The sequence below is a fragment of the Vibrio albus genome, assembly GCF_003144035.1.
In the GTDB taxonomy this organism is placed as follows: Bacteria; Pseudomonadota; Gammaproteobacteria; order Enterobacterales; family Vibrionaceae; genus Vibrio; species Vibrio albus.
Genome location: NZ_QFWT01000011.1, coordinates 52,730 through 66,263 on the forward strand (window position 1 = coordinate 52,730; position 13,534 = coordinate 66,263).

Below are 13,534 nucleotides of genomic sequence, written 5' to 3' on the forward strand. Positions count from 1 at the left end.
CGCATTAATAAAAACTTAAGTAAAAACAGGATGTCGTTATGATTCAATTTGGTACAGGCGGTTGGCGGGCCTTAATCGGTGAAGAGTTTACTAAGGACAATGTCCGTATGGTCGCTCAGGCATTAGCCAATATTATGAATAATGAGCACGTCGCTCATCTGGGGTTTGTTATAGGTTATGACCGGCGATTCCTTTCAGACAAAGCGGCGAAATGGATGGCTGAAGTGCTGGCAGCCAATAGAGTGAACGTTAGTTTTATCAACAAATATGTTCCGACGCCAATAGTGATGTTTAAAACAAAGTTGCTGGGGTGTGCCTACTCGGCTTGCGTCACCGCTTCACACAATCCGGCCGACTACAACGGCATAAAAGTGTTCATAGAAGGTGGTCGCGATGCCGATGAAGTCATTACCGGCAAAATTGAGCAGCAGATTCAAACACTAACCAACAACGATATCCGCAACCTGGATTTTGATGATGCCGTTGCAACAGGGAAAATCACCTTGATTAACCCAATGAATGAGTTTGTGGACTCCGTTATCAACCTCATCGACATTGAGGCAATCAAACGGGCTAATCTGCGCATTCTCATCGATCCTATGTTTGGTGTCGCCAAAAATGCACTGCAAACCGTACTGATTAACGGCCGCTGTGATGTAGACGTCATTCATGACGAGACAAACCCCGGTTTTGGTGGCCTGATGCCCTCCCCTAGTGCAGCCACACTTTACCGGTTAAAACACCTCGTCGCCCATGAAGGCTATGACATCGGTATTGGCACCGACGGCGATGCGGATCGGCTGGGAATCATTGACGAGCGGGGACATTTCATCCATCCGAATGAAGTCCTTCTGTTGCTCTACTACTATCTGCTGAAATATAAAGGCTGGAAAGGATCCGTGGTACGCAACATCGCAACCACTCACCTTCTGGACAAAATAGCCGCGGACTATGATCAGCACAGTTTTGAAGTGCCGGTGGGTTTTAAGCATATCAGCGCCCAAATGGAAGCCAGTGACGCACTGATCGGTGGAGAAAGCTCAGGAGGACTCACCATACGCGGACACATCAAGGGCAAAGATGGCGTTTTTGCATCCAGCTTACTGGTGGAAATGCTCAGTACAACGGGTAAAAAGCTTTCAGAGTTACTGGATGAAATCTACACCAAGTATGGATACACATACACGGCAGAGGGAGACTGTACATTCAGGCCTGATGAAAAAGAGGCGCTTTATGAGAAATTGTACATCAGAAAAGCACTACCTGATTTTGGGTATGAAGTCGATAGGGTCAGCTACCAGGACGGAACCAAAGTGTACTTTAAAAACGGGGGATGGTTAATTGCCCGTTTCTCTGGTACTGAACCGTTATTACGTATCTTTGCGGAAATGGAAAATCAGGCTGTAGCAGAAAAAGCGGTTCAGCAGATGAAGGACTTTCTGTCACTTTAGTACCAAGCGCCTCTAAGAGCGCCCCTATAGGTAGAAGCCTTTGCCCGGTCGTATTTCACCGGGCTTTTTTTGCTACTTTTTATGCACCGAAATAACAAAGACCCACCTTTTGGCGGGTCTTTGATTCAGTTCAAGAGACTAAAGAAAATCGAGTTTATTTTACTGTTACAAACTCTGGGTAAGCACCAACACCACAGTCGTGCATGTCCATACCTTCCATTTCTTCTTCTTCAGATACCCGGATACCCATTGTTGCTTTCAGAATGCCCCATACAACCAGGCTTGCTGCGAATACCCAACCGAAGATAACGGCTGCACCCAGTAGCTGAGCACCGAAGCTTGCATCGCCGTTGCTCACAGGAACAACCATCACACCGAAGAAGCCACATACACCGTGAACAGAGATAGCACCTACTGGATCATCAATTTTCAGTTTATCCAGAGTCAGGATGCTGAATACCACCAGCACACCAGCCAGAAGACCAACGATAACCGATGCAACCGGAGACGGAGACAGAGGATCCGCAGTGATAGCAACCAGACCAGCAAGCGCACCGTTCAGAACCATAGTCAGGTCAGCTTTACCCCACATAGTCTGACATACCAGCAATGCTGCGATTGCACCAGCAGCAGCTGCTGCGTTCGTGTTCAGGAAGATCTGACCTACTGCTGTCGCATTTTCAAAGTCAGAAACCATCAGCTGAGAACCACCGTTGAAACCAAACCAGCCTAACCACAGGATAAAGGTACCCAGTGTTGCCAGCGGCATGTTTGAACCTGGAATTGGGTGGATTTCACCGTTTTTACCGTATTTACCCTTACGAGCACCCAGTAGCAGAACACCAGCAAGAGCTGCACCAGCACCAGCCATGTGAACAATACCTGAACCAGCAAAGTCACTAAAGCCTGCTTCTGACAGGAAGCCACCGCCCCACGTCCAGTAACCTTCCATTGGGTAGATAACACCAGTCATCACAACAGAGAAGATTAAGAAAGCCCATAGTTTCATACGTTCAGCAACCGCGCCAGATACCACTGACATTGCCGTTGCAACAAACACAACCTGGAAGAAGAAGTCAGACTCAAGAGAGTGATCCGCACCTTCGCCTTGTGTACCAATCAGACCACCGATAGATGGGAACCAGCCACCAGAAGTATTATCGACATACATGATGTGATAACCGATCAGCAAATACATAGTACAAGCGATCGCATAAAGGATGAAGTTTTTCGCCAGAATCTCAGTCGTGTTCTTAGAGCGAACCAGACCCGCTTCGAGCATGGCAAATCCTGCTGCCATCCACATAACCAACGCACCTGAAATTAAAAAGAAAAAAGTGTCCAGTGCGTAACGTAACTCTGTTACTGTTGTTAATAATTCCATTATAAAGTCCTCAGTCCATTAAACCTTAAAGTGCTTCCGTGTCCATTTCACCAGTACGGATACGAACAACTTGTCCAAGGTCGAAAACAAAAATTTTGCCGTCGCCGATTTTTCCGGTATGCGCTGCTTTGGTAATCGCATCAATAACGCGATCGGCATTGTCAGCCTGAGTCGCGATTTCAATCTTCACTTTAGGAAGAAAGTCAACCTGATACTCTGCACCGCGGTAAAGCTCTGTGTGTCCTTTCTGACGACCAAAGCCTTTTACTTCAGAAACCGTCATCCCTTCGATACCAACATCAGATAGTGCCTCACGGACATCATCTAATTTAAATGGTTTAATTATTGCGTTGATAAGTTTCATTGCATCCTCTCTGAGCATTGAGTTCTTGAACACTTACTTAGTAATCAAGGAGCGTGCCAAAACTATAACTACATGTTTTAAAAGGGATTAAATAAAAAACGAAAGATAATAGAGAAATATACGCATTATTTTGGTGCATCCATTTCCCTGTTTTAAGGCGAGATTTTGGTCAGCCCCATTATTGTGCATTTAGTGAACAAAAGCTGATACAGGGGGAACATCAAAGGATAGGCCTGCAGAAGACATTGCCCTGCAGACCGCATGTTTAGGTTACTGGTCTGGAAGATATTATTCGTCTGTAATGATGAACTCGGTGCTCGGCAATCGCAGCATTAGAAGCACTTGTAGCCCTGCCTTCACGGTCCAGCCCGATATCGCGTAATAGGTGCTCGCTGTGCCAGGGAATATCATAAGCAGAGCGACGCACTTTACGCTGCCATTGCCGCTCTTCACGACGCAAATCTGCCTTTACGAAAAATATCGCCAACTGAATATAAAATGACTGTTTCATTGTTGTTCTCCTGTTGAAAGAAATGAATAAAATTCAGATTCAGACCAGGAAAATGACAGTTTAGGTAGGAATTAAAGAGAGACTCTTATTAAGCTGCCATTTTCCGCAGCCTAATAAGCTTACGGATCAATCAGTTATTGTGTTTACCTGCAAATCGGGCTGCATTCCAGTTTGAAGGCAGTTCGATACGGGACAGATCGGAAGAGGCACAGAAAAGAGTTACGTTCATAAATGTAATCATCTGATGCCTCCTCAATAACTAATTAATCCAATATGAGATAATTTGCTTACCTTTTCGATTAAAGTTTATCCACTTCATTTTTTATTTCAATAAAAATATAGGGTTAACTACAAATACAGAGGGTTATCGCTATTCATCAACAGCAAGCTTTTAAAAATCCGGATAAAACACCAAAATAAGAAACAAGGTTAATATATTAACCTTAACAGTAGTTCTAGCTAATAAATTCACGCCAGGAATGCAATAGCTCTTCAAAGTCTTCCAGCCCGCAACACGCGGTACTTTCGCTCTCGTAGAGGTTGAACTCGCTATACTCATCCTGATCTTGTTCATGCGACAACACGTTTTCCTGAACAATCACATCATCACGGCTAAGAGAAATGCTGATTTCTTTTCCTTCAAACTCAGCCTCTAGTAATGAGCCCAGTTTCAGCCTGGTAATATAGTCAAAGAGTTGATTCAGTTTCTCTTGGTCGGTACGAACTTCATCCAATAGCCATCGTCCGACTATTTCATGCCCCATACTGCAACGGACATGGTAGTCACCCGTTAAACTGTTTTTAATAAACTGATATTCCATCGTTGTTTTGTATACCAATAAAAAATTAAGCGCCTCACAATGGAGGCGCTCTGAAAAGATATCAGGGAGTCAGGCTGAATTAACGGCCGAAACGGCCAAAACCACCACCCATGCCGCCACCGCCCATGCCACCCATCATGCCTTGCATGTTGCGCATCATGCCTTTCATTCCACCTTTCTGCATTTTTTTCATCATCTTCTGCATCTGGGTAAACTGCTTCAGCAAACGGTTAACATCCTGAACCTGAGTTCCGGAACCGGCAGCAATGCGTTTTTTACGTGAACCTTTAATCAGTTCCGGACGAAGACGTTCTTTCATGGTCATTGAGCTGATGATCGCTTCCATCTGCTTGAACATCTTATCATCCACTTTATCCTTGACATCAGTCGGCAGGTTATTCATACCCGGCAACTTATCCAGCATGCCCATCATGCCGCCCATATTCTGCATCTGACCTAACTGCTCACGAAAATCTTCCAGATCAAAGCCCTTCTTCTCTTTGAACTTTTTCGCCAGCTTTTCAGCCTTCTTCTTATCAACGTTACGCTCCAGATCTTCGATCAAAGAAAGAACGTCACCCATACCTAAAATACGGGAAGCTACACGGTCAGGGTGGAAAGGTTCCAGTGCATCAGTTTTTTCACCCACACCTAAGAATTTGATTGGCTTTCCGGTGATATGACGTACAGACAACGCCGCACCGCCACGCGCATCACCATCGACTTTCGTCAGGATCACACCGGTTAATGGCAAAGCATCACCAAAGGCTTTAGCTGTATTCGCCGCATCCTGACCAGTCATGGCATCAACAACGAACAAAGTTTCAACCGGATTGATTGCCGAATGCAGATCCTGAATTTCAGCCATCATATCTTCGTCAATGGCCAGACGTCCGGCGGTATCCAGAATGACAACATCATAGAATTTCTTCTTCGCATGCTCGATAGCACCGTTCGCGATATCGATCGGCTTCTGATCCGGAGAAGAAGGGAAGAAGTCCACACCAACATCTTCTGCCAGAGTCTCCAGCTGTTTGATCGCTGCCGGACGATAAACGTCCGCCGACACCACCAGCACTTTCTTCTTATCACGCTCAGTCAGCAATTTAGACAGCTTACCGACACTGGTTGTTTTACCAGCACCCTGTAAACCTGCCATTAGGATCACAGCCGGTGGCTGGGCCGCCAGGTTAAGCGCTTCATTCGACTCGCCCATAACCGCTTCAAGCTCAGCCTGGACAATTTTAATAAACTCCTGTCCCGGAGTCAGAGATTTGGAAACCTCAACGCCGACTGCTCGTTCTTTGACGCGTTTAACAAAATCACGAACAACAGGAAGGGCAACGTCTGCTTCCAGCAGTGCCATACGCACTTCACGCAGAGTCTCTTTTATATTCTCTTCAGTCAGCCGGCCTTTACCGCTGATATTTTTTAGGGTCTTGGACAATCTGTCCGTCAAATTTTCAAACATTTTCGTCTCTTCGCTGTAGGATTCGCGATCTATTAAGCCGAGTATAACGTAGTGACTGACGGCGTTTCAATTTTTAACCACATTGGATGTCTCAAATGATAGCCGTTATCAGGTTCACAAGGTATAATTGCTGCTACTGTTCAGAAATAATATATGGAAAACATGGATAATCTCATCGCTATTGTTTCCGCTGCATTTTATATCGCTGCCACCAGTATGATCGTACCAGGGCTGATACAGCAAACCAGCATCAGAATAAAGCCTGTATTTGTTACTGCGCTGGTGGCCCTGTTTTTCCATATCTGGCTGCTTGCGGATCTTATTCTGCATGGTAGCGGGCAGAATTTGAGTATCCTGAATGTTGCCTCATTAATCAGCTTTATGATCGCTTTGAGCATGAGCCTGGCCATGCTGAAAACCCGCACCTGGCTCCTGCTTCCTGTAATCTACAGTTTTTCTGCACTCAACATACTGGCCAGCGCCTACCTTCCGGGCAACTTTATCACCCACCTGGATGGACGGGTTGGACTGGTCATTCATATTACCTTTGCCTTAATTGCCTACGCGACACTGATGATTGCAGCACTGTATGCATTGCAACTGGCATGGCTGGATTATAAGCTGAAACGCCGGAAAGCAGCCGCAATTAACACCAATCTGCCACCATTAATGATGGTAGAAAGGCAGTTATTTAAAGTTGTAATGGCAGGCACCGGCTTTCTGACCCTGACACTGCTTTCTGGCTTTATTTTCCTTGATGATATCTTTGCGCCAGGTAAAGCGCATAAAACCATACTCTCATTCATTGCCTGGGTCGTATTCTCTATACTGCTCTGGGGTCACCATAAACAAGGATGGAGAGGCCGAAAAGTGGTCTGGTTTACCATTTCCGGGGCCATTATTTTAACTATGGCCTATTTTGGTAACCGTCTTCTTCAGGAATTTATTTTGTCCTGAACCTTAACAGTAAAAATACCACTATACATAAATTAGCATGTCAGATAATGTCTGGAACTGGTATAACATTGACAGACCATCTGCTTTCCGTCATTAATAACTTCAACAAAGATAAAAGGGACCCTGTACATTGGATGACATATCAACGGGCATATTATTTGCCCTTCTCGCATGTCTAATTATTATTTCTGGTTATTTTTCTGGCTCAGAAACGGGAATGATGTCTTTAAACCGCTATCGGTTAAAGCATCTTTCCGGCAAAGGGCATAAAGGTGCCAAACGGGTAGAAAAGCTCCTTAACCGCCCGGATCGCCTGATTGGTCTGATCCTTATCGGTAACAACCTGGTCAACATTCTCGCCTCTGCGATTGCCACCATACTGGGTATGCGCCTGTATGGAAACTATGGCGTGGCTATTGCTACCGGTCTGCTGACTCTGGTCATTCTGGTCTTTGCTGAAGTGACACCAAAAACACTTGCAGCCTTGTATCCGGAAAAAGTGTCCTATACCAGCAGTATTTTCCTGAACATCCTGATGAAGCTACTCGCCCCTCTGGTGCTGATGGTCAACTTCATTACCAACGGTTTTCTTCGTCTGCTGGGAGTAAACGGTAAACACGGCGCAGAAGATCCGTTGAGCTCGGAAGAACTAAGAACCGTTGTCAATGAAGCCGGAGGGTTAATTCCCCGCCGGCACCAGGACATGCTGTTGTCGATTCTGGATCTGGAGCACGTCACCGTTAATGATATTATGATCCCCCGTAACGAGATTACCGGCATTGATATTAACGATGACTGGAAATCTATTGTACGCCAGTTAACCCACTCGCCACATGGCCGCATCGTTCTGTATCGCGACCAGATTGACGAAGTGGTTGGCATGTTACGCCTGCGTGAAGCTTATCGCATTATGCTGGAAAAAAATGAGTTCACGAAAGAGATGTTGCTACGCTCTGCCGATGAAATCTACTTCATTCCCGAGGCAACGCCACTCAATGTGCAGTTACTTAAGTTTCAGCGTAATAAACAGCGTATTGGCCTGATTGTTAACGAATACGGCGATATCATCGGGTTGGTAACACTGGAAGATATTCTGGAAGAAATTGTGGGCGAGTTTACCACCTCAATTGCTCCAAGCCTGTCAGAAGAGATCACCCCACAAAGTGACGGCAGTTTTCTGATTGAAGGCAGTGCAAATATTCGTGATATCAATAAAGGCCTGAACTGGCATTTACCCACTAATGGTCCCAGAACACTGAATGGCCTGATTCTGGAGCATCTGGAAGATATTCCGGAAAGCAAAATGAGTATTGAAATTTCCAGGCATCAAATGGAAATTATCGATTTCACTGAAAATAAAATCAGTCTGGTCAAAGTGTTTCCCAAAAAAGCTTAATACCACATTCTGATAACGTTTCTGATATAAATAAGCGGGCCGTTCATACCATGAACGGCCCGCTTTATTTTCGATGAACGAGTCTGATTTCCTGAAAGCTTATACTTTCAACTCTTCCAGCATATCAGCTGGCAGTGCCAGTTCATCGTTCTTATTGACTTGGATCCCAGCAGCTATCACTGCTTTAGCAATATCTTTTGCCTCCTGCAGTGAGTGCATGGAATAGGTACCGCACTGGTATTCATTCAGCTCAGGAATTTTCTCCTGGCTTTCCACTTTCAGCACATCTTCCATTGCCGCCAGCCATGCATCAGCGACACGCTGCTCTTCCGGCGTACCGATTAAACTCATATAGAAACCGGTACGGCACCCCATTGGAGAGATATCAATAATCTCAACGCCGTCACCATTCAGGTGTGCGCGCATAAAACCGGCATAGAGGTGCTCTAATGTGTGGATACCTTTTTCGGAAAGGATATCTTTATTCGGCATACAAAAGCGCAGGTCAAACACCGTAATGGTGTCACCTTTAGGGGTCTGCATCGTTTTTGCGACACGAACGGCCGGTGCGTGCATTTTTGTATGGTCAACCGTAAAACTGTCTAATAGTGGCATAGGAGCGTCTCCAAAACTTAATCATTCAGATACGAAAAATAGTCGGCCAGAAACTCATCAAAGCTCTGCGTATCTGCTTGTTCTATATTGTGCTGGGTTTTTACCGAATTTTCCACCTCATCAAGCATCTGCTCCTGAGTGTAATAACGGTAACTGTGGGCTAAATGCTGCTCACGATGCTCTTTTCCAAGTGCACATCCAACCAGTCCATTGCCACCATGCTCCAGAGTCTTACGCAGCAGTTGACCGGATAACGTTAGTTCCGGGTTATCAATCCATGTTTCCAGCTCTTTACAGGTAGCAAGGTAATCCTCTCCACCACAAGCCGCATCCATGACTTCAGCAATGTCTCTTAACTCGTAGAAAATCTCTTTACCGAACTCAACCAGAGAAATTTGTTCACCGCCGCACCCTGCTTTCAGAATCAGTCCCGGCTTACGCCCTTCCAGAATCACTTTGTTCCAGTTGTCCTTCCAGCAGCCCAGCTCTTTGTTATCCATACACTTCGCATCGCGTATCAGACACCAGGTCAAAAACAGATCCAGAAAACGCACCTGCTGTTCAGTAATACCAACCGGGCTGAACGGGTTGACATCCAACGCTCTGACTTCAATGTATTCAACGCCTCCTCGCTGTAACGCTTCGGATGGCTTCTCTCCGCTGTTTGCCACACGCTTTGGCCGGATCGGTGCGTAGAGTTCATTCTCAATCTGCAATACATTAGCATTCAGTTGTCGGCGCTCAGTACCAGAGCCCTGATCAATTTTGGCAAAATCTTCTGATGGCGTACGAATTGCTCGCTCCATCCCTTGCAAATACTGCTCCAGATCGTTATAGCTGATTTTCAGATCACTCTGAGCACTGTTGGTGTAGCCAAGATCACTCAGGCGCAGCGATGTCGCGTAGGGTAAATAAAGGGTTTTTCCGACTTTCTCAAACGGCAGATCAGATTCTTTTCCACACAGGAACGATTCACATAACGCTGGTGATGCACCAAACAGGTAAGGAATCATCCAGCCAAAGTGGTAGTAATTACGGATCAGCGTAAAATAACCGTCTGATTTACTCTCCGCACGTTCTTCCTCGCTCTGCTCCCCATAAAGCGCATCCCAGAAAGATTCCGGAAAGGAGAAGTTAAAATGTACACCGGAAATAATCTGCATCAGACTACCATAACGATGCTTTAACCCTTCCCGATAAAGCGTCTTCATTTTTCCGACGTTGGACGTGCCATATTGAGCCAGTTCAATGCTGTCTTCCCCCTCTACAAAACAGGGCATGGAAAGCGGCCAAAACTTCTCTCCGTTCATCTGGGTTTGAGTAAAATGATGAATATCCGCGAGCTGATCGAGCGTTTCAGATATGCTGGTTGAAACAGGGGTAATAAACTCCAGCAAAGACTCAGAAAAGTCTGTTGTAATCCACCGGTTCGTTAACGCCGCCCCCAGCCCTTTCGGGTGTGGGGTATTGGCCAGACGCCCTCCGAGAGAATAGCGCAGCGTTTCCCGCTCAACTCCACGGCCAAACTGTTTAAAGTTATCCGCATTTTTTGCAACCCGCTGCAAACGCTTAGAAAAATTAGTCAAAATGAAGGCCACTTATATCGTTATAAAGGTATTGTTATTCGCATTATCCCACTAAATTGCTGTCTCCTTAACAAGGAAACGGCTCTCATTTTCGAAAGATAATAGTTTCTATGTGCGGTCTTACTTCTCAATTTCAAGTTCAACAACAGGAATATCTAACTTTTCCAGTTGCGGAGCCAACGTTTTTGCATCCCCGACGACAATAACCTGATAATCATCCGGGTTAAACCAGTGGTTTGCCACCTTATTCAGCTCACTCTTTTCTACCGTCATCAACACCCGGTCACGCTGTTCAATATAGTCGTCATCCAGAGTGTAATGCAGGATATTACCTAGCAGGTGTGCCTTCTTAGCTGGTGTTTCGTATTTCAGAGCATCCTGCTGCCCCACAGCCAGCCGCATATACTTCAGTTCGGCATCTGTCATACCCTGCTCACTGAATGTCCGCATTTCTTTTTGAAACTCCCGGATCGACGCCACGGTGGAATCTGCACGCACCTGAGCACTAAACACCATCATGCCTGTTTCTTTATTACTGACATGATAACCATTAGCCCCATAGGTATACCCCTTGTCTTCCCGTAAGTTCTGATTAATTCGGCTGTTAAAGTTTCCGGACAGATTAAAGTTCGCCAACTGGGTCAGATACTGCTCCCCAACGGCATCAAAGGGTAACCCTAGACGAACCAGACGGATGATAGTCTGAGGCGCTTTCGGTTTATCCACCAGATAAATATGCTGCGCAGTTACCGGAGTAAACAATTGCGGACTCAAAAGAGGGGCATCAAGTCCTCGCCACTGCCGAAACGGGTCAAGTGCGTCTGTTATCTCTGCCTGGCTGATATCACCAACAACCAGCAACTGTGCACCTAATGGTGTATAGTTTTGCCGATAGAAACGCTTCACATCCTCCAGAGTCAGAGCCTGAACCGACGATACCGTTCCATCACCTGAACGCTCAAAAGCCGTATTAGCAAACAGAATTTCGCGTGCGGCTTCCGAAGCCATCCAGTCCGGTTTCTGGTGATCATAGATAAGACCTTCTATCGTCTGCTTCTTCAGACGCTCAAAGTCAGCCTTGTTGAAGGCAGGCTGAAATAACATTTCCTGAACAATGGCTAAGGTCGGTTGCAGGTTTTTCTCCAGAGCGGATACCGTAACCGTTGTCGTATAATTGCCGGCCCCAAAGCTAATACTGCTCCCCAGTTTATCCAGCTCTGTTTCAATCAGATCCATGCTACGCTGCTGCGAGCCTTCCATCATCATAGAAGCCGTTAAAGAAGATAACCCCTCTTTCCCGTTTTCAACATAGCGGTGACCTGCTGGCATGCGGATCTGCATTAGCACCGTCGGTGTTTCCGATGATACCGTGCCCAGCACCTCTATGCCGTTCTGCATATGCAGGCGATATAATTCCGGCATTTTACCTTTCACCGCTGTAGCCACTTCAGGCATGTGTGAACGGTCAAAGTCATCCTGCGGCTTCCTATAGGCCAGCTGCTCAGCAGTCACAGGAGCATACTCAGGTAAGGTTCTTGGCGGAGTAACGAAGGTGGCTTGGCGCACTGCAAGATTGGTCTTGCTCGTTGGCACCACGCTCAGCGTCACTTTCGGCTTATGCTCGATAAACCGGTTATACACCTCCATGACCGACTCTGGTGTCACCGCTCGCAACAATTCAAGATCGTGCTCAATTCTATCCGGTTGATCATAATAGGTCTGATTCAAAGCCAACTGAGACACTTTCCCGCTGACGCTTTGTAAAGCAAACACAGCATTTGATTCTGCACTGCCAATAACCTGATCCAATTTTTCCTGAGCAACCCCCTGCGATTTCAGGCTATCCAGTGCTTGCATCAGTTCCTGATAAATCGCCGTCAAATTACCTTTCTGCCCGGAATCCCCCATGGCATAAACATAAAAACCGCACGCCAGCTCATAACACGAATGAAATGCTCCAGCATCAATCGCTTTTTCCGTTTTGACCAATGTCTGATAGAGTAGACCGCTCTTACCATTGCTCAGTACCGAAGCCAGAGAGTCCAGAGAGGCTTCTGATGCTTCTCCCTGATAGGTCGTCGGCCAGCCCACCATGACCATCGGCTGACGGATACGATCTTCGAGCGTCACAAACTTGTCCTGCTTAAGAACCGCTGGCTGTTTTGGTGCATCTTTCACTTCTGGGCCCCGGGGTATGGAACCAAAATACTTTTTCACCCAGAGCAAAGTCTGCTTGATGTCGATGTCACCACCAATTGTCAGTGTGGCATTATTGGGCCCATACCAACGCAGGAAAAATGCTTTCAGATCATTCACATTAACCCGGTCCAGATCGTCAACATAGCCGATAGTCTGCCATGAGTACGGGTGGCCTTCCGGATACATCGCCTCCCCCATTTTTTCCCATAAAAGACCATAAGGGCGGTTATCATAGTTTTGTGCTCGCTCATTTTTGACCGTATCACGCTGAATCTCAAACTTACGCTGAGAGACGGCGTCAATGAGAAAGCCCATCCGGTCAGATTCCAGCCACAACACTTTCTCCAACTGGTTTGCCGGCACAGTCTCATAATAGTTGGTCCGATCTTTACTGGTCGTGCCGTTCAGCGAACCACCGGCCTCATTAATCAGTCGAAAATGCTCCTGATCACCGACATGCTCCGACCCCTGAAACATCATATGTTCGAAAAAGTGTGCAAACCCGGATTTACCAATTTCCTCTCTGGCCGATCCCACGTGATACGTCACATCCACATGCACCAGCGGATCTGAATGATCCGGTGATAGAATCAATGTCAGCCCGTTGTTTAGCTGATATTTCGAGTATGGTATTCCCACCTTGCCCGGCTGTTCAGTATGCTTTTCCAGCAACGTGATCCCTTCAGGTAACCCGGAAAAAAAGTGTGGCGTCTTTTGAGCGCAACCACTCAAAACGATGGTGAAAGCGACAACACCCAACCATACTCGTTTCATACATG

At 46.3% G+C, this 13,534-nt stretch carries 11 protein-coding genes; 3 read left to right on the forward strand and 8 right to left on the reverse strand.

Annotation, left to right across the window (positions count from 1 at the left end; genetic code table 11):
- Nucleotides 1-38: 38 nt before the first annotated feature.
- Nucleotides 39-1,451, forward strand: coding sequence for a phosphoglucomutase/phosphomannomutase family protein (locus tag DI392_RS17115; RefSeq protein WP_109320923.1), 1,413 nt, complete (start codon nt 39-41; stop codon nt 1,449-1,451).
- A gap of 154 nt (nt 1,452-1,605) precedes the next feature.
- Here DI392_RS17115 and DI392_RS17120 read toward each other — a convergent pair whose 3' ends face one another.
- The 5 genes from DI392_RS17120 to ffh all read right to left on the reverse strand — a co-directional run bounded on the left by DI392_RS17120 (nt 1,606) and on the right by ffh (nt 6,002).
- Entirely contained in the window at nt 1,606-2,835 is a 1,230-nt protein-coding gene (locus DI392_RS17120) for an ammonium transporter (RefSeq protein WP_109320924.1), read from the reverse strand.
- A 25-nt stretch (nt 2,836-2,860) separates the two neighbouring features.
- On the reverse strand, nt 2,861-3,199 hold the full coding sequence (glnK, locus tag DI392_RS17125; RefSeq protein ID WP_109320925.1) for a P-II family nitrogen regulator: 339 nt from the start codon (nt 3,197-3,199) through the stop codon (nt 2,861-2,863).
- A 265-nt stretch (nt 3,200-3,464) separates the two neighbouring features.
- On the reverse strand, nt 3,465-3,710 hold the full coding sequence (locus DI392_RS17130) for a DUF1127 domain-containing protein (protein ID WP_109320926.1): 246 nt from the start codon (nt 3,708-3,710) through the stop codon (nt 3,465-3,467).
- Between the two features lie 455 nt (nt 3,711-4,165).
- The gene (locus DI392_RS17135) at nt 4,166-4,531 is read right to left on the reverse strand and encodes a YacL family protein (RefSeq protein ID WP_109320927.1); all 366 of its coding nucleotides are present in this window, start codon (nt 4,529-4,531) and stop codon (nt 4,166-4,168) included.
- A gap of 79 nt (nt 4,532-4,610) precedes the next feature.
- Nucleotides 4,611-6,002 carry a signal recognition particle protein gene (gene ffh / locus DI392_RS17140; protein ID WP_109320928.1) on the reverse strand — a complete coding sequence of 464 codons (1,392 nt, stop codon included), beginning with the start codon at nt 6,000-6,002 and terminating at the stop codon, nt 4,611-4,613.
- Nucleotides 6,003-6,164: 162 nt separating this feature from the next.
- Between ffh and DI392_RS17145 the strand changes: the two genes are divergently transcribed.
- Together DI392_RS17145 and DI392_RS17150 are read left to right on the forward strand one after the other, a co-directional pair.
- Nucleotides 6,165-6,959, forward strand: a complete 795-nt coding sequence (locus DI392_RS17145; RefSeq protein WP_109320991.1) for a cytochrome C assembly family protein — start codon at nt 6,165-6,167, stop codon at nt 6,957-6,959.
- 130 nt (nt 6,960-7,089) lie between these two features.
- Nucleotides 7,090-8,355 (forward strand): HlyC/CorC family transporter, encoded by a 1,266-nt coding sequence (locus DI392_RS17150; protein ID WP_109320929.1) that lies wholly within the window; start codon nt 7,090-7,092, stop codon nt 8,353-8,355.
- 99 nt (nt 8,356-8,454) lie between these two features.
- Here the strand turns inward: DI392_RS17150 and luxS are convergent, their stop codons facing one another.
- The 3 genes from luxS to DI392_RS17165 all read right to left on the reverse strand — a co-directional run bounded on the left by luxS (nt 8,455) and on the right by DI392_RS17165 (nt 13,529).
- On the reverse strand, nt 8,455-8,970 hold the full coding sequence (gene luxS, locus DI392_RS17155) for an S-ribosylhomocysteine lyase (protein WP_109320930.1): 516 nt from the start codon (nt 8,968-8,970) through the stop codon (nt 8,455-8,457).
- A gap of 17 nt (nt 8,971-8,987) precedes the next feature.
- Nucleotides 8,988-10,556, reverse strand: a complete 1,569-nt coding sequence (gene gshA, locus DI392_RS17160) for a glutamate--cysteine ligase (protein ID WP_109320931.1) — start codon at nt 10,554-10,556, stop codon at nt 8,988-8,990.
- 120 nt (nt 10,557-10,676) lie between these two features.
- Complete coding sequence (locus DI392_RS17165; protein ID WP_109320932.1) at nt 10,677-13,529, reverse strand: M16 family metallopeptidase; 2,853 nt, start codon at nt 13,527-13,529, stop codon at nt 10,677-10,679.
- Nucleotides 13,530-13,534: the final 5 nt, after the last annotated feature.